Origin of the sequence: Candidatus Magnetobacterium casense, from assembly GCF_000714715.1 — a bacterium.
Lineage (GTDB): Bacteria > Nitrospirota > Thermodesulfovibrionia > Thermodesulfovibrionales > Magnetobacteriaceae > Magnetobacterium > Magnetobacterium casense.
This window is the reverse complement of the sequence record NZ_JMFO01000013.1, coordinates 46,156-69,795: the sequence shown is the minus strand read 5'-3', so window position 1 is coordinate 69,795 and position 23,640 is coordinate 46,156. Positions and strand designations below refer to the sequence as shown.

The following is a 23,640-nucleotide window of genomic DNA, read 5'->3' as shown; positions in this document are numbered from 1 at the left end:
TTCTGCAATTGAAAATTGTCTGAACCACGATTTAACGGATTAAAAGAATTATCAGGATTTTGTTAAAACAAGGTCTTATCAATTTTTCCTGTAAATCCTTGAATCTGTGTAATCCTGGTTCAGACAATCTTTTAAACCCCCGATTTTACTATAATGTGACATTGTCAAAATAGGCCGATGGTTTACTCTCAATCTTCCAACTCATCAAGCATCTTGCCCTTAAGACCAGTGGCTACTTCTTTTTTACCATTGCAGATGACTTCCACCCATTCCGGTCTTGACAGCAGCTCGGCGGTCTCTCTATGCCGTTGGATGTATTCATCGATTAAACCGGAGATGATCGCCTCCGTCTGTTTCTCCCACGCCTCCAGCTTTTTATACAACTCTTTTTTGTCCTTTATCCTCTCTGCCCTTGATTCTCTGACAAACCAAGCCACTGTTGCCTCTAAACTTTATACACGTTCAAGTACTTCCATAGACCTCCCCGCAAGGGGGCCAGCCCCCTTTTATGCCAGGGGTCGCTGACCCCTTGACCCCGTTTTACCATGCTTTTTAAAGAGTATACGAATTATTCAATATATGCTCCAGTTCGAGGGGACACCGTAATCAGCGTATCCTCCGGAATTGATCGTGGTGCCGTTCATAAACCACATGTAGACGTTGCCGTTTGAACCATTCTGCCAGAGCATGTCGTTCATGCCATCGCCGTTGTAATCACCGGTGGCCTTCATATCCCAGGTATCAGAGGCGGAGGCAGGCTCAGACGTCAGCGCTCCCAACAGGCCGCCGGCCCCACTCTTGCGCTTTACAAGCTCCGGCACCGGTTTCAGACCATTCATCAGGAAGATAACATCCTGTCCGGTTAAGACGTTATGCAGGTATATGTCGGTTTTGCCATCGCCGTTATAGTCGGCTGGCGACTTGATCTTCCACTGAGGCGGGATTCCCCTGGCAATGAAGTTTTTCTGGGCTATTTCCAGGCCATCCATGAGCCAGCCATAGATATCGCCACTTGTTGTCTCTTGCCACACAACGTCGGAGCTGCCATCGCCGTTGAGGTCGCCAATGCCGGCGAATTGCCACTGTGTTGGCAATGCCTTTTGTATTATCGCCTGGTCCTTTATTGTTGTACCTTCCATCAGCCATATGGCCACATCTCCGCTGTCTGAGTTCTGCCACAGGATGTCGTTGTTGCAATCGTTGTTAAAGTCGCCTATAGCCTTTATTTGCCAATCCAGTGGTATCTTGCCCACAAACCCCTTGTTCTTGATCGTGGTATTTTCCATGAGCCAGACATATATGCCACCAGTGTCCGTGTTTTGCCACATGATATCGCTCATGCCATCGGAGTTAAAGTCATCGGCGGCCCGTATCACCCAGTTTCCGGGTACCGCCGAGGCCGCAAGGGTGTTAGACTTCTTTGTAACGCCATCCATCAGCCACATGGCCACGTCACCGGTGTTGAAGTTCTTCCATAAGACGTCGCTCTTGCCGTCGCCGTCAAAATCCCTTCTGGCCTTGTTGCATCTGCCAAATTTAGCCGTGATGTCCTTTTTGGTCGTCATCTTTACGATACACAGTGGCAGGTTGCACCCCGTCCAGCCAACGAACCTTGAACTCTCATCCGGATTGGCCGTGATGACCACCTCGGTGTCAGCCTTATACAGCGCACTACCAATATTGCCGTTCCAGGTGAGGGTTCCCTCAGACGTTGTTATTATGCCATCGCCAAACCCCGTCTTTGTAACGGTCAGTAGATATCCCTCTATCGTGTTAAACGTCACCGCAATGGACCTGTTACCCGTCATGCTGACCGTGCACTGGTTTGATGAAACGTCGTCGCACCCCGACCACTCTCCAAGTATGGATGTCATGTCTGGTTGTGCCGTGAGGGTTACGGTTGCACCGGGGGTATAAGTGGCCGTACCTATGTTGTCCTTCCACGTGATTGTCCCCGCAGAGGCTGTCACCGTCCCGCCGCCAGTGCCGGAAATGGAAATAACCAACGTACCCGACTCACCTGCCTGTTCCGAACGAACTGGCCAAACATAGCGGTCACCGGACTTGGCGTTGGCATCAACACTGCCATCGTACATGGGAACAACCCAGGCATAGGACGTACTGCGAGCATAAGTAGTAGAGGACCAATAACGGCTAGCCTGTACATTAGTAAACCCCTGCGAGTTTAGCCACAGTGCAACATAAGCCTCACCCATATTGGTAACACTCTGCAGTTCGTTGATATTTGGCAGGCGCCAGTCACTGTATCCGAGGTAGTTTGCGTCATTTAGACAGGTCACGTAATTCAGTGCCGCTTCCCATGTTCTTTTGTCTCCGGTGCAATTACCCGTCGTTGGGGTGCCGGCATCCTTAGCCCAGAGCAAACCGGTGAGATTGTCTGTGACCGTCTGTTCGCCGTTGACAGTGAAGCGTGGGTTGGGCCACATCACGCCTTTCTGTAACTCGCCATCATCACCAGAGGCGTAGCTTACACTTTGGCCGGTAGACCAAATAGCCGCATTGCCAAATGCCGCGGATTGTCCGGTACGAACTGGCCAAACATAGCTGCTGTTAGACTTGCCATTGGCGTAGATGTATCCGGCGTCCAGGTAGAAGACCCACGCGCTGGATGTATCGTAAGTGGAGGTCGTAGAAGACCAGTAGAGGATAGTCTGCACATTGGTAAATCCCTGTGAATTTAGCCACGTTGCAGCGTAAGTTTCGCCCATATTGATAAAGCTCTTCAATTCGTTGATGTTGGGCAGGCGCCAGTCGTTATAACCGAGGTAGTTAGCAGCGTTAAGACAGGCCACGTAATCCAGCGCCGACTGCCACTGCATACTTCCGCCAGTACAGGTATCCACGGTTGGGGTACCGGCATCCTTGGCCCAGACCAGACCCGTGAGGTTGTCGGTCATTGTCTGGTCGTGGTTGTCCGTGAAGCGCGGGTTGGGCCATGCCACACCCTTGTGCAACGCTCCGTCGTCGCCGTCGGCATAACTGGTGTCCTGGCCAGTCTGGGGCAGGTTGACCGTCCCGGCGCTAGCGGCTCCGGCAAGGTACGGCAGTATCAGCCATGCGGTGGATAGTATGACCAGCAACAGGTACGGAAGTCTATTGGTCGTGTCTTTACTGTTCATTGTTGCCTCCTTAGTATTTAGTTTTGCGTGTTTAATTGTTTTACGACTTATAATATGACAATATCATATTACAATATCTGCAACCAAACAATGACATATACATTGCCTGAATAAATACTTTAGGATAGCATACAATAAAGTGATAGGATTGTCAAGATATAAAGATTAAGGTGCCGCCTTGACATGATGGATAAAATTCTATTATGATAGTTTCAGGGTGAAGATATGTTTAAAAAGATTACAATCGATAACTTTAGAGCGATAACGCACATCGAAATAGATGACTTAAGGCGTATAAATCTGTTTGTCGGGAAAAACAATAGCGGCAAAAGCTCTATACTTGAGGCTATCTGTCTTCTTTCACACCCAACATCTCCTGGACTAATGCTACTTATAAGTGAGAACCGGGAGGTGCATAACAAAATAAGCGACAATCTGTTATATTTTCTACATAACCTGAATGTCAATACGAATATTGAAATTACAGGGGAGATATTATCACTGTCAGAGATAAGAAAGCTATTAATTATACCGAAGACTTCTATTGATTTCTTTGAACAAAATGCCGATTACCAGGAACTATTATATACGGTTGTTGGTTTTGTGCTTGATTATCGAATAGAGAAAGAGCAAAAATCTTATAAGACCGAAAGTTATATCTATAAAAAAGACCAGGGTACTATAGTAAAACACGCAACAACTATACCTGATTCTATAGAGAAAGGGCGATTTTTCATGCGATTTCTTCCTCATAATAACAAATTAAGCTCTATGGTAATTGCCTTTGATAGTATCCAGGTAAAAAAACTCACCGGAAAGCTGATAAAGATACTAAAATTGATCGAACCGTCCATTGAGGGTTTAGTAAACGTTGGTAATGTTATCTACTGTGATGCAGGTTTAGATAAATTGATTCCTCTAAGTCTGATGGGAGATGGCGTTCTAAGGATTTTTTCCATTGTTGCAACCATCGTTGACGCACATTTTGAAAAAGGTGGTATTGGGATTGCCTTAATTGATGAGATAGAAAAGGGATTTTACTATTCAGCTCTACTTGACTTGTGGGATGCCATATATGAGTTTGCAAAAGAGTTTGACGTCCAGGTATTTGCCACCACCCACTCTATGGAGTGTATACAGGCGTTAGCTGACTCGTATAGTTCAAAGAACACTGAAGATGACGAAATAAGAATGTATAGAATCGAGCGAAATAATGGAATGTTTGATATAATTGACTACAGCAATGATTTAATAATGACATCCCTTGATAGTAATTGGGAAATGCGTTGATGGAGCTATATAAAATGGTAACTAAAATAGTTCTGGCTGTTGAGGGAAAAGATGAGGAGAATTTCTTTAAGGCTTTATTAAAACATATGGGTATAGATGGATGTGGAATTTGCGACGTAGGTGGTAAAGACCAGTTCAGTAATAAACTATCCGCTTTGAAAAAGAACACTACTAATTTTAAAGGTGTACAATTTTTGGGTATCATTCGTGATGCTGAAGAAAGCGCTGAAAATACATTTCAGACTGTAATTGACATATTAGAAAAGTTGAAGCTGCCAACACCTGATAAAGTAAATCAGTTTACCAGTCCTGAAGATGGCACCCCGGCGGTAGGCATTTACATCATGCCTGGCAACGCAGATTCAGGTATGCTGGAGTACCTGTGCTTAATGCTCGCCAAGGATCATCGTGCGTGTCAGTGTGTTGAAAAGTTCATAGATGACTGTGCTCAGACCCTCCTGCAACCACCAAAAAATATCCCAAAGGCAAAGACTCAGGCCTATCTTGCCATCATGCCCGAGATTGTTAATTCGGTTGGTCTGGGCGCCCAACGAGGCTATTGGAATTTTGACTCTGGTGAGCTGGACAGCCTGAGAGGCTTTCTTGGCAGCTTAAAAGTGACCAACTCCGCCTTTTAGCCCCTCTCCTTCCTCCTCTTTTCGAGGATGACCATGATCAGCGAAACGGCTGCCGGTGTTACACCGGATATGCGTGCTGCCTGACCGAGGTCGGTTGGCCGAACCTCCTCAAGCCTTGCAATGACCTCCCGTGAGAGACCGCTGACGGACTGGTAATCGAAATCGGCGGGGATGTGACGGTTCTGCATCTTCTTCACCTTTTCAACCAACTGACACTGTTGTTTGATGTAGCCTTCGTACTTCACCTCGGTTTCGATGAGCTGTGCCAGGGTGGGGTCAATGGGCTGTCCAGGCGGAAACCTCTGCAACAGAATATCGTATGTCACCTCCGGACGCTTTAGCAACTGCCGCAAGCTGACCGACTCCGTAACCGCCGGGACGTCTAACGGGGCAAGGGCTGCGTTGATGGCATCGGGCTGTACTCGCTGCGTGCTCAACCTCTGTAGTTCGGCGTGCAGGATGTCGCGTCGTTGGCAAAAGTCCTGATACTCTGCCTCCGGGACAAGTCCCACACGATACCCGTGTTCTTTTAAGCGCAGTTGGGCGTTGTCGTTTCGCAGCAACAGACGAAACTCCGCCCGTGAAGTGAACATCCTGTACGGTTCCACGGTGCCGTTTGTGACCAGGTCATCGAGCATTACGGCGATGTAGGCCTCGTGTCGCTGGAGTATGAGCGGGGACTGACCCTTGAGCTTCATGGCGGCGTTGATACCGGCAATGAGTCCCTGAGCGGCGGCCTCCTCATAGCCCGATGTACCGTTTATCTGACCGGCCAGGTACAGTCCCTCAACGGACTTGGTCTCAAGGGTGTGGCGCAACTGCGTACTGTGAACGCTATCGTACTCCACGGCATAGCCGGGACGCATCAGCTCGGCCTCTTGCAGACCGTCTATCGTCCTGACGTAGCGCACCTGCACGTCATATGGCAGGCTCGTTGAGATGCCGTTTGCGTAGTACTCCCGTGTGTCAAGGCCGTCGGGTTCGAGAAAGACCTGATGCCTCTGTCGCCCTGCAAACCGCACCACCTTGTCCTCAATTGACGGACAATAGCGTGGCCCAATACCCTGTATCTTGCCGCTGTAGAGGGGGGAGCGCCCCAGGCTTTCGGTGATTATCCCGTGTGTAACACTGTTTGTGTATGTGATAAAGCATGGCAGTTGCGGGTTAGTTATCTCCTTCGTTGAAAAGGAAAACGGCACCGGAGGGTCATCGCCCCACTGCGGTGTGGTCCTGGAGAAATCGATGCTCCTGGAGTCAATCCGCGGGGGCGTGCCAGTCTTGAGCCTTCCCATCTTAAACCCCAACGACCGCAAGGACTCAGAAAGCCCCACCGATGGCCCCTCCCCCGCACGTCCGGCAGGGGAGTGCTCAAGCCCCACGTGAATGATGCCATTGAGAAACGTCCCCGTGGTGACAATGACAGCCCGCGCCCCAAACGACGCCCCAAAGGCACTTACAACGCCCTTGATACGATTGCCGTTTGCATCAACAACGAGACGCTCTACAACGGATTGTTTGATGTCGAGGTTTTTGGTGGCTTCGAGGGTTCGTTTCATGTGCAGCCTGTATAGTACCCTGTCGTTCTGACTTCTGAGCGACCACACGGCGGGCCCCTTTGAACGGTTGAGCATCCTGAACTGTATGCCGCTGTAGTCTGCCGTCCTGGCCATCTGTCCACCCAGGGCGTCTATCTCCCTGACGAGGTGCCCTTTTGCAAGCCCCCCGATGGCAGGGTTACACGACATCTGGGCAATCGTGTCGAGGTTGGACGTAAAGATACACGTGCTCAATCCAATCCTGGCACAAGCCAGGGCCGCCTCACATCCGGCATGACCGGCCCCTATGACAATTACGTCATAGTCTCGCTGGTGAAACATACGGGGGCGTTACTTCTTCTTCTTTCTACTGAAGTCAACTTTGACGATGTTATCTCCGACCTCTTCAGCGGCCTTTCCAGGAGAGTCCTCTACCACCCTGGGCCTTTTCAATTCGCCCTCCGGTGGCATATACGAGGTCACAAACTGGCTCTGAAGCTCCGGTGAGTAGATCGCAATGATGTGCTGCACCGGGATGACACACTGCTGGGCGGTTGTTCCAAAGACCAGCTTTGCCTCCAGGATGTCATCCTGCCAGGTAAAGTTCATCCTCGTGTTAAACACCAGGGTGATGCCTTCCTGGCGTTCATTGTCGATAAATCCCCTGTTGCCAATTACCACGTCTTCGGAGTATCTGACTATGATAAACACACGGCCAACGATCTCCATGATATCATAGAAAATACTCATCTTAAGGTCATTGAGTTGATTACCTATATCTTTGCTACTCATTTTGTCACCTTTTTTTTATATTATCCTTTTTGCGATTGTTTTGAAGTTATCCGTGCCCGCCTCCCTGAGCACCTGAAACAGGACGGTCTCCGTTGTGGTGATAACCGCCCCTGCATCACGCATATACTCAATAGCGGTGTCCTTGTTGTCCTTGCTCCGTGACGCCACACAGTCCCTGACGACATGCACGACGTAACCCATCGCCAACAGCTCAACGCACGTCTGAAGGACGCATATGTGTGTCTCAATCCCGCACAATATCAGCGTCTTTCTGTCAACGGCCTTAAGCGCCTCCGTAAATCCAACATCCTTACAACAGCTAAAGGTCATCTTGTCGATGTACTCCACACCCGGCAAGGCATCCCGCAGCGCCTGCACCGTATGACCAAGTCCCCGCGGGTACTGCTGCGTTATCAGGACGGGAATGTCGTACAGCCTGCTCAACTCAATGAGATGCAGGGCGTTTGCAACGACCCGATCGGCCTCCCCAACGGCGGCAACCAGCTTTTCCTGGATGTCAACTATCACCAGAGCTGACCTCCGGGGCTTTATGGTAAATCTGTCAAGCACTATAATTTAATTTACAAGATCAGTGGGCAAGAAAACAAGAGCAAGGGGAAAAATTTTGATTTTATCATAAGGGTTATGATAAACTATATTATTAGGAAGCAAGTCAAGACAGGAGGGTCTATCGTAATGAGTGACAAAAGAGTCAGGGTTACAAGTGTGCTACTGGTAGTGCTGACGGCGTTGTTGTGGGTGTTGTCAGCCACTTGGGTTTCGGCCGGTTCTGCAGAGGGAGTCAGGGAGAGAGCCAAAGAGTGGTTGCTGGAGCGTCATCACCCGATGGGTAGGGGCAAAGTGGCCGCAATGGACGTTGCGGCAGAGAACGTCTCCAACGCCGCAACAACGGAGACGTACAACTTTGTGACCACGTGGGGGGCGTGTACAGAGGATGGTTGTTTTAATGCACCAACGGGTGTAGCGGTTGATTCATCTGGAAACATATATGTGTCTGAAGCCGGTAGCAATCGCATACAGAAGTTTAACTCAAGTGGAAGGTTCATCACTGCATGGGGCAGCTATGGCATGGATGATGGCCAATTTGCAAAGCCCAACGGCGTGGCGGTTGATGTCTCCGGTAACATCTATGTAGCCGACAGTAATAACGATCGCATCCAGAAGTTTGGCTTAAACGGGCAATTCATCACCAAATGGGGTAGCTACGGCAGCGGTGATGGGCAACTCAATACCCCCTATGGTATAGCGGTTGATGCCTCCGGTAACGTCTATGTGGTTGAATGGTACAATCATCGTGTACAGAAATTTAATTCAAACGGACAATTCATCACCAAATGGGGCAGTTACGGCAGCGGTGATGGCCAATTTGCAAACCCCAGTGGTGTAGCGGTTGATGCCTCGGGCAACGTCTATGTGGCTGATCAGAGTAACAATCGCATACAGAAGTTTGACTCTAACGGTGTCTTCATTACTGCGTGGGGCGGTGAGGGCAGCAGTAACGGGCAATTTGAACTCCCTACTGCCATAGCGGTTGATTCATCCGGAAATGTCTATGTGGTTGAATGGTATAACGCCCGCATCCAGAAATTTGACTCAAACGGGCAATTTATCACAAAATGGGGGAGCAGGGGTAGCAAATATGGGCAATTTGTAGGCGCCGAAGGTATCGCGGTTGATACATTCGGTAACGTCTATGTTGCCAGTGAACTTGACTCTCGTGTACAAAAATTTGCTCCAAACGGGAGATTTAGCTTGAAGGTAGGTTTAGAGAGCGACGGAGACGGACAGTTTGCAGCCCCAAACGGAGTGGCAGTTGATGCCTCCGGTAACATCTATGTGGCTGATACTTATAATGATCGTATCCAGAAGTTTGATCCAAAAGGACAATTTATCACTACATGGGGCAGTACCGGCAGCGACAATGGGCAATTTAATATGCCATGGGGCGTGGCCGTTGGTGCCTCCGGTAACGTCTATGTGGCTGATGCTGATAATGATCGTATCCAGAAGTTTGATTCAAAGGGGCAATTTATCACCAAATGGGGCAGCTACGGCTATGGTGATGGACAATTCAAAGCCCCCGAAGGCATAGCAATTGATGCATCAGATAACGTCTATGTGGCTGACTTGAATAACAATCGTATCCAGAAGTTTGACTCAAATGGACAATTCACCAGTGCATGGGGTGGCAAGGGCGTTGGTAGCAGGCAATTCAACAGGCCTCGAAGTCTGGCAGTTGACACCTACGGTAGTGTCTATGTTGCTGATACGGAGAATAATCGTATTCAGAAGTTTGATTCAAAGGGGCAATTCATCACCAAATGGGGCAGCTACGGCTACGATGACGGGCAATTTTCTTTGCCCTTTGGCGTAGCGGTTGATTCTTCCAACAACGTCTATGTTGCCGGATATTATAACAATAGCCTACAGAAGTTTGATACTGACGGTGGTTTTATTACAAAGTGGGGTAGCTCTGGTAGCAACAACGGAAAGTTTGCCAACCCTTCTGGCGTAGCAATTGATTCATCTGGAAATGTCTATGTTACCGAGGTTTTTAACAATCGCCTACAGAAGTTCGCGATAAACGGCACACCCCCTCCAATTCCTCAAGCACCACAAAACCTCAAGGCATTCCATGCAACAGGTGGTTTGAGCCTCAGTTGGGATGTCGTTGACGGTGCAACCTACTATGTCCTCTACCACGGCAACAACAAGGCCGTGACCATTACAAACTACGATGGCGGCATATACTCGGTCAGGGATGACTTCTACCAGAAGGGTCATAACACCGGTCAGACCTACGTCTATACGATGAAGGCCTGCAACAGCTCCGGCTGCAGCGCCGGTTCCGGCCTGTTTACGCAGACCTTTAAGCGGATGGTGTTCAACGGGGATTTCAACGGCGATGGCAAGAGGGACGTCCTGTGGCGCAATGCCGACACGGGGGAAATAGTTATCTGGCTGATGAATGGCGCCTCAATTGCCTCTGCCGCAAGCCCGGCAACCCTGGACTTCAACTGGCAGATACAGGGCATCGGTGACGTCAATGGTGACGGCAAGGCCGACATACTATGGCGTCATATCAAAACGGGTGAGGTGGCCATCTGGCTGATGAACGGCGTCTCCATTGCCAATAAGCAAGGCGTTGCATTGGCGGGTGTGCTCAGGGCAAGTGCCGGTGGCAGGAGCGCCTCAATGGTAATCGATATCAACTGGCAGATACAGGGCATCGGCGACTTCAACGGCGACGGCAAGGCCGACATACTCTGGCGTGATAATCAAACCGGAAATGTGGTCGTATGGATAATGAACGGAGCGGATATTATGCAGCACGGTAGCGTTGCAACCGTCGATTCCAGTTGGCAGGTACAGGGCGTGAGCGACTTTAACGGTGATGGCAAGAGCGACCTCTTGTGGCGCAACTCGGACTCCGGTGATGTCGCCATCTGGCGGATGGATGGCACTTCCATCTCAGCGGTCAATCATGTCACAGCGGTGGACACAAACTGGCACATCAGGGGGGTGCAGGCTAAAGGCAGCGGCAACAGCGATATAATCTGGCAGGACTCCGTAAGCGGTGACCTCTACGTATGGCACATGAACAACTCAACCATAGCATCAGGAGGTTACCTGGCGCGGGCAGTACCAGATAACTGGAAACTCATAGGCGTTGGAGACTTTCATGGCAAGGGCATCCAATCAGACATACGTCAATATAACTCCGGTATGCAAACGGATACCATCTGGCAAGACACATCTTCCGGTAACGTGTACATTTGGGGCGAATCGGGTAACTCCGGTTATGCTACCCAAGGTCTGTCTCCCGATTGGTTTAGCCAATAAACAGACACACGCACATAACCTGTAAGCGCCGGGGAGGGTATAACACCCCCCTCCCCTGGATGGAGATTAAACCCCCAAAGCAACCAGGGTGGCAACGGGTGGGACACCCGCGGAAAAATTTCACTTGACAAACACCACAAATCCGTCTATAATATGACAATAGGCTGTAGAGTCACAAAGAGACGACATGTTCCTGGGTAGCTCAGCCGGCAGAGCGGGTGGCTGTTAACCACTTGGTCGGGGGTTCGAATCCCTCCTCAGGAGCCAAAATTATAAGGAACCAAAATCCCCTTTAAATAAACGATAGATGAAGTACGTTGTATTAATAGGCGATGGCATGGCCGATAGACCCAACGATGCCCTCGGTGGACTAACCCCACTGCAAAAGGCCGTCACGCCCAACATGGACAGGTTGGCCTCAACCGGAGAAGTTGGTGTTGTGCGCACGGTACCGGCAGGATTTCCCCCCGGCTCCGATGTCGCAAACCTCTGCATACTGGGATATGACCCGGCACAATACTACTGTGGCAGGGCACCTCTGGAGGCCGCAAGCATGGGGATAGCTCTCGATGCAACAGACGTGGCATTCCGTTGCAACCTCGTCTGCCTCGATTTTGTCGATGGCAAGAGTGAACATGACGGACGCTGGTGGTCAGACAGGACGATCATGGAAGACTACAGCTCCGGACACATAAGCACCCAAGAAGCCAGGGCACTCATCGACAGCCTCAACGAAAAACTATCAGACAACCAAATAAAATTCTACCATGGCGTGAGTTACCGCCACCTGATGCTCTTAAAAACCACAGGCGACAAAGAAGCCCAAGCCTACGTCAATCTCAACTGCACGCCGCCACACGATATAACTGGCAGAACAGCCTCGACATTTCTGCCCGCAGGTGACACCAACAAACTAATCCTTGAGACCATGTACAAATCCATAGACGTCCTCAGAGAGCACCCCGTTAATGCCCGGAGAAGGCAAGAGGGCAAACGCATTGCCAACAGCATCTGGCTGTGGGGACAGGGTAGAAAACCACGGATGCCACTCTTTAGGGAGAAATACGGGATCTATGGCGCCCTCATCAGCGCCGTAGACCTCACACGTGGCCTGGGCGTGTGTGCCGGATTCAATATAATCAAGGTACCCGGTGTCACCGGCTATCTGGATACCAACTACGTGGGTAAGGCCACCTATGGCGTTGACGCCCTAAAGGACGTTGACTTCGTATACATACACGTAGAGGCCCCCGATGAGGCTGGACACTCCGGCAAGCTCGATGACAAACTCAAGGCCATCGAGGACTTTGACCGCCTCGTGGTCGGTAACGTCATGGAGGGGCTGAAGTCCCTCAAGGACGACTACAGGGTGCTCCTGATGCCTGACCATGCCACCCCCCTCAGTATAAAAACACATACGGATGAACCCGTCCCCTTTGTCATCTATGACAGCCGTCACCCTATAAATAACGGCAACCTGTCCTATGACGAGGGCATCGTCACGATGAGAGATATCAGGACTTTTCACGAAGGGTATAGGCTCATGGACTATTTTATAAATCCACAACAATAAACTTAATCCGGACATAGATTTGCTATAAATAAGTATCCTCTTAAAAAAGTATGGTAAGATTTACTTCCTGGTTAAAAGACATGGATTCCTGCTTTCGCAGGAATGACAGTTACATCCGTTTTTCAAGTGTGTCATTCCTGGCTTGACCAGGAATCCAAGATGCGTAAAAGTATAGTTACCGTGAAATATAAAGAGGATACAGAAATAAAATAGAAGGGAAGACAGAAATTAATGTTGATAGTACAAAAATACGGCGGCACTTCCGTGGGCAGCATAGAGCGGATGAGGGCAGTGGCAGAGCGTGCGGTGGCCTGCAAGAGAGAAGGCAACGACGTGGTGGTCATAGTTTCGGCCATGTCCGGTGAGACGGACAGACTCATAGCACTGGCAAAGTCCGTGCAACCCGTCCCCACAGAGAGGGAGCTGGACATGCTCCTGTCAACCGGTGAGCGGGTTAGTGCCTCACTGGTGGCAATGGCGATAGAGAACCTAGGTCAAAAGGCGCTCTCTCTAACCGGTCGGCAGGTTGGGATAGTGACCGACACCGCTTACACCAAGGCAAAGATACAAAAGGTAACCGGCGAACGGGTCAAGGATGCCATACGTGGCGGCTATATAGCCGTAATAGCCGGCTTCCAGGGTATAGCCAACGAAACGTCGGACGTTACCACGTTAGGTCGTGGTGGCTCTGATCTGACAGCGGTGGCCGTGGCCGCTGCCCTTAAGGCAGACCTGTGTGAGATATACACCGATGTCGATGGCGTCTACACTGCCGACCCCAATATCGTCAATAACGCCAGAAAACTCGAAAAGATATCGTATGACGAAATGCTGGAGTTGGCCAGCCTCGGCGCAAAGGTGTTGCAGGCAAGGTCTGTGGAGTATGCCAAGAAATATGACGTACCGGTGGTGGTACGCTCGAGTTTTAATTTTTTACCGGGTACGCTCGTAGTCAAGGAGGATTTGGATATGGAAAATGTTGTTGTTTCAGGAGTTGCACACGACAAGAATCAGGTCAAGATAACCATACAGGATGTGCCGGACAGACCCGGCATTGCCGCTACAATCTTTACGGCCCTGGCAGACAAGGGCATCGTTGTCGATATGATCGTGCAAAACGTCAGCACCGATGGCAAGTTTACCGACATCTCCTCCACGGTGACAAAGGCCGACCAGCACCTGGCCGTTGAGACCACAAAGGCCTTGGCAGATTCCCTGGGGGCCAGAGGGGTCGTCGTAAACGATGACATCGCAAAGGTCTCCATCGTCGGCGTCGGAATGAGAACACACTGCGGCGTGGCTGCAATAATGTTTAAAACCCTGTCGGACAATAACATAAACATAATGATGATAAGCACCTCGGAAATAAAACTGTCGTGCGTCATAGATGGCAAGTACACAGAGCTGGCTGTAAGAGAGTTGCATAAGGCATTTGAACTAGATAAACAATAAAGACCGACTACAGTGAAAATGGTCAGATGAGAAGGGTTTTGATTTTTACGTTGCTGATATTTGTGTTTGGTTGTACAAAGAAGACTATTGTCAGAGAGGATATCTCCAGGCCCCCTGTCCCCAGTGAAGATATACCGCAACAGATACAGCAACCAACACCAAAGTCGCCTTATGACGTCCTCCGGGAGAATATCCCTCAAATATCGTCCTCATTCCTTGGCGCTAAGTATAAGTTTGGGGCAAATCCCGACGATGACCCCTCATACACCGATTGCTCCCACCTTATATGCGCCGTCATCAGGAAAAGCCTCGCAGAGTCAGATTACGAATTCAAGCCTTATTATTTCAGTACAGACAAGATATATGACAGCACCTACAAGATAGAAAGAGACGACGTAAAACCAGGCGACATCATCTTTTTTAAGGATATAAAAAGAAACTTGCGCCATATCGGCGTAGTAAACAAGACCGCACGCGACAACATCAGCTTTATTCATGCCTCAAGTCAGGCCGGCGTAATAGAACGCTCAACCAACTCAGAAAGCTGGTTCTATTACTGGCAATACAGGTTTGATTCCTTCAGACGCTGGAAGGACGAAGTCTTTGCCAGAAAAAAGTACTCTATGAACTCAGAGTGAACCGCAAACTATGAAAACGTTAAGACAAGAACCATCTGCGTACAATCTTTATAGCCTGATTAGTAAAAGCATGGTAAAATGGGGTCAAGGGGACTGGTCCCCTTGCGGGGGGTTCTGAAGGGGGGCGGAGCCGCCCCTTTCTTCTTATATGCAGGCAAGTTTGATACCCGAAAAAACTCGAATCCGATCAGTACAGGATTAAATCTTTCTCAATTCATAACCGAAATATATATATAGGTAAGGAGACATACTTATGATAGAGACAAAGAGACAGCACTACTTTCTAATAGGCAATGTTATTTATGCCGTTGAGGTTGTCATAAGAGACAGCGGTACCGTTACCTCATTTTGCAGGGTACCAAATACCAAGCGATTGATCAAGGAGTGTGCAGACAAGGATGAGGCTGCAAGAGACCTCCAGTGTCTGTTGCAACAAACGAAACAGGACTCTTGCTCTGTCAATGCAGCAAAGGCGTGAGCAGGTGAGGGCCTGCAATTCTGGATTGGTCGGACCGCCAACGTGGCTGCAGGCGGCCCCGACAGCAAATACTGTGAAAAGGGATAGTGAGTGTTGATGTGGATTTAGAGAGAATCAGAAAAACAGAGGCTATCTTAAAGAGTATTGGCATACCAACTCAGTCAAAGATACTTGTGGAGTTAAATGCTGAAATCAATAAGAACAACGTCAGCATACACAACATAGCAAGTCTTGTAAGCAGAGACGTGTCGTTATCGGCTCAGATAATAAAGGTGGCCAACTCTCCCTTTTTTGCAGTACGCAAGTGTGACTCTATCATTGGGGCCATAAATGTCCTGGGTCTGGATAACTTTAAAAACATCGTGCTCGTATCGGCGCTGAAAAACGCCATAAAAATAGATAATCCCGTCCTGGAAAAGTTCTGGACCCACTCCATGCTGGTGGCCAGGGTTGCCACGTTGATAGCCAAAAAGCTCCGTGACGTCCCCGACAACCATGCCTTCATGGCCGGTCTGTTTCACGACTGTGCCACACCATATCTGCTGAAGAAATTCCCCGCCTATGCAAAGGATATTGACATGGCCCTGGGCAACGATACCGATATCGTTGAAATCGAAGACAGGGAATTTAACACCTCTCATGCCGTAGGCGGCTATATCATAGCAAAATCAATGGGCCTGACGGACGATATCTCTGCCGTAATCATGCACCACCATGACACTGATATCAGCATCCATAAAAACTCAAACGACAGAAGGCTTGCGGCATGTCTGTTCATGGCCGATTGCATCAGCTTCTACCAGTGTCAACCCGGTGCCGACACGAATCTCTGCATCGATAAGCTGCAATCATACAAGCAGGCGATGTTTGAACTGGACCTCGACAGGGATGACCTAATCAGCCTCTCCGAGGATGTCGATGATATATCAGTACAACTGGTCTGACAGCGGATCGCATCCACCCCGGGCACGAAGAAGTCCCCTTGATCCCAGGATTTCACTCTCAATTATCATGCCTGAAAAAGCCCGTGTCATTTCGGTATATAATTTCGTATAGATTTTTATGTGAGGCAACAGGTGTTGTTTCGTTTAGATTTTAGATGAGACAATTGGGGGGGTTGTTTTTTCTATCGTTTTTTTATTAAACTGTCTTAAAATTTTTAACTTAAGGAGAATGGTGTCAACATGTCATTATTGGAAAAATACGTAAGAGAACCAAAGATTGCCTATTTCACTATGGAGATAGGACTTAAGGACGACATCCCGACCTACAGCGGAGGTCTTGGTATCCTGGCGGGTGATACGATAAAATCCGCCGCAGACCTCAACCTCCCTGTCGTGGCCGTGACGCTCATGCACCGCAGGGGATACTTCACGCAGGACTTTGACGAAAGCGGCTATCAGCTAGCCCATCCCGTCAACTGGGACCCCTCAACGTATATGACCCTGGCCCCCGAAAAGGTTAGCGTGCGCATAGAGGGCAGAACCGTGTATATACAGACGTGGATTTACTTTATCCAGAGTCTTCGTGGCGGCGTGGTGCCGGTGCTGTACCTGGACACCGACATGCCCGAAAACAGCGCCGAAGACAGGGAACTGACACACTTCCTATACGGCGGAGACAGCAGCTACAGGATAAAACAGGAAGTAATCCTTGGCATCGGTGGTGTGCGTATGCTCAGAGAGTTTGGTTTCACCATCAAGAAGTACCACATGAACGAAGGACACGCATCCTTTCTGACCCTTGAGCTCCTGCACAAGTACAAGAAGGACATAGAATCGGTCTGGGATGAGTCCCTGGTCTGGGACTTTGATTCCGTAAAGGAGCTGTGCGTCTTTACTACCCACACGCCCGTGGAGGCTGGACACGACCGGTTTGACTACGAGCTCTATCGCAAGGTTATCGGCGACTACTTCCCCGAAAAGGTGATCCGGTGGCTGGCAGGTGAGAAGGACCTCAACATGACCATGCTTGCCCTCAACCTCAGCAACTACGTCAACGGTGTTGCCAAAAAACACGGCGAAGTCTCCCAAAACATGTTCCCCGGCTACAGGATCAACGCCATAACAAACGGCATCCACTCCTACACCTGGACGGTTGAAAACTTCAAGCGCCTCTATGACAAGTACATTCCCGGATGGGCCAACGAGCCGGAGACCTTTGTCAGGGTCGGACTGATCCCGCAAAACGAAATCTGGAATGCCCACATGGAGGCCAAAAAGGTCCTCATAGACTACGTAAACTCCACTACCGGCATCGGCATGGACTATAACACGCTGACACTGGGATTCGCCCGCAGATTTGCCACATACAAGCGAGCCAATCTACTGTTCTCCGACGTTGAGAGACTCATACGGATCGCCAAGGGCAAGGTGCAGCTCATATTTGCCGGCAAGGCACATCCCCGTGATGAGGCCGGAAAAAAACTGATCCAGTCCATCTTCAATTATTCACGAGAGCTGCGTGACCAGATAAAGATCGTGTTTGTGAAGAACTACCGAATGGACATTGCCCTGATGCTTGTCTCAGGCGTTGACGTGTGGTTGAACAATCCCCTGCGTCCGCTGGAGGCATCAGGTACCAGTGGCATGAAGGCCACACACAACGGAGTGCCAAACTTCAGCGTCCTGGACGGTTGGTGGATCGAAGGACACATAGAGGGTGTCACCGGATGGTCCATCGGCCCGGCCGCCACCGAAATTGCCCCCGATGAAAGCATGAACGCAATTGACGCCGAAGACCTCTACAATAAGCTCGAAAACGTCATTATCCCCACATACTACAACAACAGACAGCAGTGGCTTAACATAATGACAGACACCATAGCCAAAAACGCATACTACTTCAATACCCACAGAATGATGCGTCGCTATGTAACCGAAGCCTATATAAAGTAAGAAAAAAAGTAGGGGGGAGTGTCTCCCCCCTCTCAGAGCACAACCTTGCTCACTCAAAAATTTATGCACCCGGCAATGGGGTGCAGTTGACATTGCACCCAATTAGGGTATATGATATAACATCGATCTGAGATCGGGGCGTAGCGCAGTCTGGTAGCGTACACGGTTCGGGACCGTGCGGCCGCTGGTTCAAATCCAGTCGCCCCGATTATAAAACACTGTCAGTAAGAAAAAATTACCTAAGACACACTCCAAACTTTACCAAATAGATCAGACCTCTTATATATAACTTGGTTTTCATAGGTGGCACGTATATTGCAACTAAAAGCAGGCAGTAGACGCTATGCAAAAAGGATCATTGGAGGTAATAACGTGCAAAATGAGGTTAACGGGCATATTGAGTCTTTTATAGGTGGCTACAAGATTTGGTGTACCAGCAAATCACGACACATAGCCTGCGTTGAGTGTGTAAGCATTCAGCTGTCAGACAGTGATAGCTGCTTCTGGTGTGGCTACTATGTAAGTGATCTATCATGCAACAGTATGATGTTAAAACAACACACCTCATATGAAACATAATTGTCTAAAATGAAAAAAAGGTCTGTGATTAGCGCAGAAATTTGCTCACTTGCTGAATTGACATCTGCCCCGGGGCCGAAACCGTCTCTATGCTGGCAAATGTAAAGAGCGAGCCTATCAGCGGCAAAAACACCCTGGATGCCATCCCGAGCCTGCCCATGGCTATTGTGACGATGTCTGCGGTGTAATGGTTGAGCGTCAGCATCGCCATGGTTTGAAGGTCGCCTTGGGAGTTGGCCATGGTGGCTATCTTTGTAATGTGCGCACCAGCCTCCTTGCACCTGCTGATGATAGCAGCGAGTTCTCCTATGGGTGGGGTCTGTTGAAAATTGTGGTAGGATGCGATAACCGTCTTGCCGGCCTGTCTTACCAAGTCGATGACCCTGTTGGCAATGGGTGAATTTATCTCTATATCCACGGCATCGGCCAGTGGCGTTACGCTGCTGATGACTTCAAACCTGACCTCCTCCTGAAGCTGCCTCAAGCCGCCCTCCGCCGTTGAGCGACAGGTGGCGATGATTGGCGTGTCAAACCGCTGCCGCGCCCTCACAAACGTATCCCTGATGACGGCATTGCCGGCCTGTTCACCGATGGGACAGTCAAACATGTCAATGCGCAGCTCCATGAGATCGGCCCCGTAGAGCGTCTCCAATGTTTCAACGTCCCTGTTGGTGAGTGCTACGGCAATGGCCGGTCTTTCGCCCAGTGCGAGCCTTCCGATCCTTACGTTGCTAATACCTGTCACGCCGTAGTCAATCTCAGGCTGCAGTAATCGTTGCCTGCCTTGGCTTGAAGTGCCGTTCGCACGTCATTGAGTTCCCCGATGTAGGATAGCGCAATGCTTACGATGTCACTGTCGAGGGCATTTTGAGCGGCCAGTCCTTGGAGCAACCTCAACGCCTCTTCCACGCTCATCCCCTTGCGGTAGGGTCTGTCCTCCGTCACGGCGGTGAAGACGTCGCTTACGGCCATGATCCTCGATCCGATGGGGATGTCCCTGCCCGGGAGATGAAAGGGATAACCGGTGCCATCTATCCGCTCGTGGTGAAAGGATGCCCAGGCGTTGATGGTCTCCATGTTCTTTATAGAGCCCAGTATTCGATAGGATTGATAGGCGTGGCGCTTCATCACGTTGAACTCTTCAACGGTGAGTTTTCCAGGTTTTTCCAGCAGTTCGGTTGGCACGGAGAGCTTGCCGATGTCATGCAGATGACCGGCTATTGACATCATTTGGCACTCAACCGCCGAAAAGCCCACCAGTTGCGCCAACAGACTTGACACCGCACTCACCCCAGCCGAGTGCATGGCGGTAAATCTGCTCCGAAAATCAATGATATGGCTGTATAGCTTGGATATACTGGCAAGCTCGGAGACGTCTAACTCTATGCCAGACATTACTCCCTTTAGCTCTATGGTCTTATCTATCTCCGGAGTGGATACGTCAAACCAGAAGCACTCCTTGGAGGCAACATCCGCAAAGGCCTCCACCATGTCAGGCATAAATAACGAGTCACTCTTTAACCGTATTGACCTTGAGATGGCGTCCTTCTGTCCTAGTATCTCCAGTTCCTTGTTTATAAGAATTTCAACCCTGTCGGCCAGATGAATGATGTGCGCCCCAAGTGGAACCTCCGTCCCTCTGAACGACTGTCCCTTACCCCTGTCCCATGGCACATGGTGGTATCTTATGATGTCGGCAACGTCGGCAAACATCTTGAAATCCCTTATGAGCAGGTAGCCGTTTTCCGCATGGACATGGGGATTGCTGCTGAGTTCATAGTGTGTCAGCTCCAGTTTTTCCTTCAGAGAAAACACCCCTATGTCGTGAAGCACGGCTGCAAGAAAGATATCCATCCGCTGCTGTCGTGACATATTATAGGCAGTGGCAATGTCGTCCGCTATACATGCCACCCGCAGGTGGTGGTTGGACAAGGCGCTATCGACATAGTCCATGGCCTTTGAAAACACCGTCAGAAGCTCCTTGAGCTTTATCTTGCTATACAAGAACATCTTTAATTATAACATAGCAGCGTAAGTCTTTGTCATATGGGGCAGACAAAGATATAATCCGGATATGATAAAATAGTAAGGATATGTTGAAGAATGTTTTAAAGCTGATATATTTCTTTTTTTTGCGAGTTGCTGGTGGCATACTTCCTTTTAGGTTGGCATACCTTGTTGCCAGGGGGATTGGGCTTGTGGCGTTTATAGCAGCCAGGGGCAAGCGCCGGATGGTTCAACGTGAGGTGAAACGCCTGTTTGAGTTGACAACACGCTCACGGACGGATATGATCGTAAAGCGAACGCTGGAGGGCTTCTTCCTGAGCGAAATGGAGGTGTTTCTCTACCCCAGGCTCAATGCGGGCAACATCCACCGGATGGTCAAGTGTATTGGGGAGCAGTACCTTGAGGAGGGCCTCAAGGGTGGTCGCGGGACGATGCTGTTGTTTGCCCACTTTGGGGCCAATCAGATGATCATGCCCGCCGTGGGATACAGGGGGTATCGGATGTGTCAGATGAGCGCACCGGCCACGGTGTGGATTGAGCGTCTGCCGGAGATGAAGTCCACCCTGGTTGAAAAGATGATGCTCAGACACAAGTGGAAAAACGAACAGTCCCTGCCCGTTAAGCACATAAATATATTCGGCTCTCTGAGGGAGGCATTCATGTGCCTTAAGAGAAACGAGTTCCTGGGGATTGCCATAGACGGCGGTGGTGGCAAGGACACGACAGAGGTCGATTTCCTGGGCAGAAAGGCCTGCTTTCCAACAGGCGCCATCGACATGGCCCTGAGAACCGGGTGTTGCATCCTGCCTGTGTTTATGCTCAGAAACAAAGACGCAACCAATACGATGATAATAGAACCGCCACTGCAGTACAAGGTCAGCTCAGACAAGGCGACAGACATCAGGTATGCCACACAGTTGTTTGCAGACCGCCTGGAACAATATGTGCTGAAACGCCCCTGCCACTACATGTATTTCCTTGCCTGGCGCTCATTTATGGTCACAAAGGGAGATACACCTTTTCTTTAGAAAAAAACGTTTACGCTCACGTCGCTAACAAGCAAGGGACGAGGCGCAATCTTGTCGCAGCGTGTCGCACCCGCCCCGGGTACGAAGAAATCCCCTTGATCCCATTTTACAATGCTTTTCTAATAGGATACGTATTTTTTTTTAGTTCATCAAATAGAAATATGCTATAATATCTTTATAACTAACGTCTTTGAAGAGGCCGGCAACAATGATAGATATTAGACTTGATATATTTGATGGACACACAAAGATACAGACCGTTGTTTTGAGTGAGCCAAGCACACTCCTTATCGGTCGGTCAAAGAAGGCCCATCTGCAGGTTGGCGCCATAGACAGAAACATATCGAGAAACCACTGTATGCTTGAGATACGCCCTACCAGGTGCTTTCTGATGGACCTCAACAGCCGCAACGGTACGTTTGTAAACAACAAAAAGATAATAAAACACGTCCTCAACGACGGCGATGAAATAACGTTTGGCAACATTACGATTCGCGTGGCATTAACAAAGGCCGTCATCGAAAAGATTTATTGCAACATATGCAAAAAAGACGCAACCGATGAAGTAATCAACCTATTTGGAAAAAGCATAACCTTCCACGACTACACCTGCACTACCTGTCAGGATAAGACAATGGAACTGTTGACCAACAAAGCCGAGGTCAGATACCAACAAATCCCAAAAGAGAAGAGACGCAGCAGCTTTCACTGCCATGTCTGTAAAAAAGACCTCTCAGCGGAAGCAAACAGGGACGGCCTTGCCTATGAGCTTGAGGACTCCATTTACCTGTGTCCACAGTGCACTGCCGCCAAGTGCAAGCAAAAAGATTCGTTTTTGGCAGACAGCCAATATATCCTCCTTAACGAAGTCGGCAGAGGCGGCATGGGGATCGTCTATCGCGCCGTACACCAAAGCACACGACGCATGTGTGCAGTGAAGAAGATTCATCCATCGGTTATCTACGACGACCGCTACATCATGCTCTTTGAGCGGGAGATTGCCGTCCAGTCCAAGGTCATACACCCCAACCTTGTGAGACTCCTCGACAAGGGTGTCACGGGGGAGACGTGCTACTTTGTAAGCGAATTGCTGCCAGGTGGCAGTGTCTCCAACCTGCTCCTGAAGTCTACCTCCAAGCGTATCCCGGCACCCCTGGCATGCAGTATCACCATAGACATTTTGAAAGGGCTTTCTGCCTTACACGAAAACGGATTTATCCACAGGGACATAAAGCCCTCCAACTTCCTGCTCTCACTGCCTAGCGAGGCCGGCCACTACAGGGCAAAGATATGCGACTACGGCTTGGCCAAGTCATACGAGGACGCCGGAAACTCCTTCTTTGATATTACAAAGACAGGGGGTGGATTTGCAGGGTCGATCATGTACATGTCTCCGGAGTTGATACGAAACTACAAATACAGTAAACCCCCTGTTGACGTCTACTCCGTGGGAGTCAGCATGTACTACATGCTCACCGGCACATACACCGTGGACATCTCACGCCTGCCCTCAGAGTGCAGCGACAACTCCGGTCTCACGCGCCATGCCGTTGAACTGGTACTGGACGAACCCGCCGTTGAACTGCTTAAACGTGACCCAACACTGCCGCTGTCCCTGGCCAGGGTCGTTGACAAGGCTGTGTCCAAAAATGCATACGCAGGATTTCAGACTGCAAACGAGTTTATAGAAGGACTTGAAAAAGTAATGAAAAAAGAAGGATGGTGCTAA

18 protein-coding genes and 2 tRNA genes are annotated in these 23,640 nt (G+C 49.6%); 13 read left to right on the top strand and 7 right to left on the bottom strand.

The window, feature by feature from the left end; genetic code table 11:
• Nucleotides 1-188: 188 nt before the first annotated feature.
• Both Mcas_RS08735 and Mcas_RS08730 read right to left on the bottom strand, forming a co-directional pair.
• Nucleotides 189-437: a hypothetical protein gene (locus tag Mcas_RS08735; RefSeq protein WP_040335132.1), complete on the bottom strand. Its 249-nt coding sequence runs from the start codon at nt 435-437 to the stop codon at nt 189-191.
• Between the two features lie 135 nt (nt 438-572).
• Nucleotides 573-3,140, bottom strand: coding sequence for an Lcl domain-containing protein (locus Mcas_RS08730; protein WP_040335131.1), 2,568 nt, complete (start codon nt 3,138-3,140; stop codon nt 573-575).
• A 225-nt stretch (nt 3,141-3,365) separates the two neighbouring features.
• Between Mcas_RS08730 and Mcas_RS16645 the strand changes: the two genes are divergently transcribed.
• Complete coding sequence (locus tag Mcas_RS16645; protein ID WP_052567067.1) at nt 3,366-4,430, top strand: AAA family ATPase; 1,065 nt, start codon at nt 3,366-3,368, stop codon at nt 4,428-4,430.
• Nucleotides 4,431-4,444: 14 nt separating this feature from the next.
• A complete protein-coding gene (locus Mcas_RS08720; RefSeq protein ID WP_040335159.1) occupies nt 4,445-5,068 on the top strand; it encodes a DUF3226 domain-containing protein in 624 nt (207 codons plus the stop codon).
• Here the strand turns inward: Mcas_RS08720 and mnmG are convergent.
• The 3 genes from mnmG to Mcas_RS08705 are packed head-to-tail and all read right to left on the bottom strand — an operon-like array spanning nt 5,065 to nt 7,923.
• Nucleotides 5,065-6,945 carry a tRNA uridine-5-carboxymethylaminomethyl(34) synthesis enzyme MnmG gene (gene mnmG / locus Mcas_RS08715; protein WP_040335130.1) on the bottom strand — a complete coding sequence of 627 codons (1,881 nt, stop codon included), beginning with the start codon at nt 6,943-6,945 and terminating at the stop codon, nt 5,065-5,067. The two genes, Mcas_RS08720 and mnmG, sit on opposite strands and share 4 nt — an antisense overlap.
• Before the next feature lie 9 nt (nt 6,946-6,954).
• A complete protein-coding gene (locus Mcas_RS08710; protein WP_040335129.1) occupies nt 6,955-7,395 on the bottom strand; it encodes a hypothetical protein in 441 nt (146 codons plus the stop codon).
• Nucleotides 7,396-7,410: 15 nt separating this feature from the next.
• Nucleotides 7,411-7,923: a hydrolase gene (locus Mcas_RS08705; RefSeq protein WP_200873667.1), complete on the bottom strand. Its 513-nt coding sequence runs from the start codon at nt 7,921-7,923 to the stop codon at nt 7,411-7,413.
• Between the two features lie 168 nt (nt 7,924-8,091).
• Here Mcas_RS08705 and Mcas_RS16640 point away from each other — a divergent pair, with 168 nt between their 5' ends.
• The 9 genes from Mcas_RS16640 (at nt 8,092) to Mcas_RS08660 (ending at nt 18,505) form a co-directional block, all read left to right on the top strand.
• Complete coding sequence (locus tag Mcas_RS16640; RefSeq protein WP_052567065.1) at nt 8,092-11,259, top strand: SMP-30/gluconolactonase/LRE family protein; 3,168 nt, start codon at nt 8,092-8,094, stop codon at nt 11,257-11,259.
• A 191-nt stretch (nt 11,260-11,450) separates the two neighbouring features.
• Nucleotides 11,451-11,526: transfer RNA gene (locus tag Mcas_RS08695), tRNA-Asn, on the top strand.
• A gap of 40 nt (nt 11,527-11,566) precedes the next feature.
• Entirely contained in the window at nt 11,567-12,832 is a 1,266-nt protein-coding gene (locus Mcas_RS08690) for a cofactor-independent phosphoglycerate mutase (RefSeq protein ID WP_040335127.1), read from the top strand.
• Between the two features lie 231 nt (nt 12,833-13,063).
• Nucleotides 13,064-14,284: an aspartate kinase gene (locus tag Mcas_RS08685; protein ID WP_040335126.1), complete on the top strand. Its 1,221-nt coding sequence runs from the start codon at nt 13,064-13,066 to the stop codon at nt 14,282-14,284.
• 38 nt (nt 14,285-14,322) lie between these two features.
• Nucleotides 14,323-14,922 (top strand): C40 family peptidase, encoded by a 600-nt coding sequence (locus Mcas_RS16635; protein WP_052567064.1) that lies wholly within the window; start codon nt 14,323-14,325, stop codon nt 14,920-14,922.
• Nucleotides 14,923-15,175: 253 nt separating this feature from the next.
• Entirely contained in the window at nt 15,176-15,400 is a 225-nt protein-coding gene (locus Mcas_RS08675) for a hypothetical protein (RefSeq protein WP_040335125.1), read from the top strand.
• A gap of 98 nt (nt 15,401-15,498) precedes the next feature.
• Nucleotides 15,499-16,344: an HDOD domain-containing protein gene (locus tag Mcas_RS08670; protein ID WP_162176287.1), complete on the top strand. Its 846-nt coding sequence runs from the start codon at nt 15,499-15,501 to the stop codon at nt 16,342-16,344.
• 240 nt (nt 16,345-16,584) lie between these two features.
• Nucleotides 16,585-18,297 carry an alpha-glucan family phosphorylase gene (gene glgP / locus Mcas_RS08665; RefSeq protein ID WP_040335124.1) on the top strand — a complete coding sequence of 571 codons (1,713 nt, stop codon included), beginning with the start codon at nt 16,585-16,587 and terminating at the stop codon, nt 18,295-18,297.
• Between the two features lie 134 nt (nt 18,298-18,431).
• Nucleotides 18,432-18,505 (top strand) — tRNA-Pro (locus Mcas_RS08660).
• Between the two features lie 399 nt (nt 18,506-18,904).
• Here Mcas_RS08660 and aroD read toward each other — a convergent pair.
• Together aroD and Mcas_RS08650 are read right to left on the bottom strand one after the other, a co-directional pair.
• Nucleotides 18,905-19,621: a type I 3-dehydroquinate dehydratase gene (aroD, locus tag Mcas_RS08655; protein WP_040335123.1), complete on the bottom strand. Its 717-nt coding sequence runs from the start codon at nt 19,619-19,621 to the stop codon at nt 18,905-18,907.
• Nucleotides 19,618-20,886, bottom strand: coding sequence for an HD-GYP domain-containing protein (locus Mcas_RS08650; RefSeq protein ID WP_040335122.1), 1,269 nt, complete (start codon nt 20,884-20,886; stop codon nt 19,618-19,620). The genes aroD and Mcas_RS08650 overlap by 4 nt, the downstream gene beginning before the upstream one ends.
• An 83-nt stretch (nt 20,887-20,969) precedes the next feature.
• Here Mcas_RS08650 and Mcas_RS08645 point away from each other — a divergent pair, with 83 nt between their 5' ends.
• Nucleotides 20,970-21,911 (top strand): lysophospholipid acyltransferase family protein, encoded by a 942-nt coding sequence (locus Mcas_RS08645; protein WP_052567061.1) that lies wholly within the window; start codon nt 20,970-20,972, stop codon nt 21,909-21,911.
• Between the two features lie 208 nt (nt 21,912-22,119).
• Nucleotides 22,120-23,640 (top strand): protein kinase domain-containing protein, encoded by a 1,521-nt coding sequence (locus Mcas_RS08640; protein WP_040335121.1) that lies wholly within the window; start codon nt 22,120-22,122, stop codon nt 23,638-23,640.

Coding starts and splice junctions, on each gene's coding strand:
- Mcas_RS08730 (WP_040335131.1), bottom strand. CDS start 3,140: ATGAACAGTAAAGACACGACCAATAGACTTCCGTACCTGTTGCTGGTC.
- Mcas_RS16645 (WP_052567067.1), top strand. CDS start 3,366: ATGTTTAAAAAGATTACAATCGATAACTTTAGAGCGATAACGCACATC.
- Mcas_RS08720 (WP_040335159.1), top strand. CDS start 4,445: ATGGTAACTAAAATAGTTCTGGCTGTTGAGGGAAAAGATGAGGAGAAT.
- mnmG (WP_040335130.1), bottom strand. CDS start 6,945: ATGTTTCACCAGCGAGACTATGACGTAATTGTCATAGGGGCCGGTCAT.
- Mcas_RS08710 (WP_040335129.1), bottom strand. CDS start 7,395: ATGAGTAGCAAAGATATAGGTAATCAACTCAATGACCTTAAGATGAGT.
- Mcas_RS16640 (WP_052567065.1), top strand. CDS start 8,092: ATGAGTGACAAAAGAGTCAGGGTTACAAGTGTGCTACTGGTAGTGCTG.
- Mcas_RS08690 (WP_040335127.1), top strand. CDS start 11,567: ATGAAGTACGTTGTATTAATAGGCGATGGCATGGCCGATAGACCCAAC.
- Mcas_RS08685 (WP_040335126.1), top strand. CDS start 13,064: ATGTTGATAGTACAAAAATACGGCGGCACTTCCGTGGGCAGCATAGAG.
- Mcas_RS08675 (WP_040335125.1), top strand. CDS start 15,176: ATGATAGAGACAAAGAGACAGCACTACTTTCTAATAGGCAATGTTATT.
- glgP (WP_040335124.1), top strand. CDS start 16,585: ATGTCATTATTGGAAAAATACGTAAGAGAACCAAAGATTGCCTATTTC.
- Mcas_RS08650 (WP_040335122.1), bottom strand. CDS start 20,886: ATGTTCTTGTATAGCAAGATAAAGCTCAAGGAGCTTCTGACGGTGTTT.
- Mcas_RS08645 (WP_052567061.1), top strand. CDS start 20,970: ATGTTGAAGAATGTTTTAAAGCTGATATATTTCTTTTTTTTGCGAGTT.
- Mcas_RS08640 (WP_040335121.1), top strand. CDS start 22,120: ATGATAGATATTAGACTTGATATATTTGATGGACACACAAAGATACAG.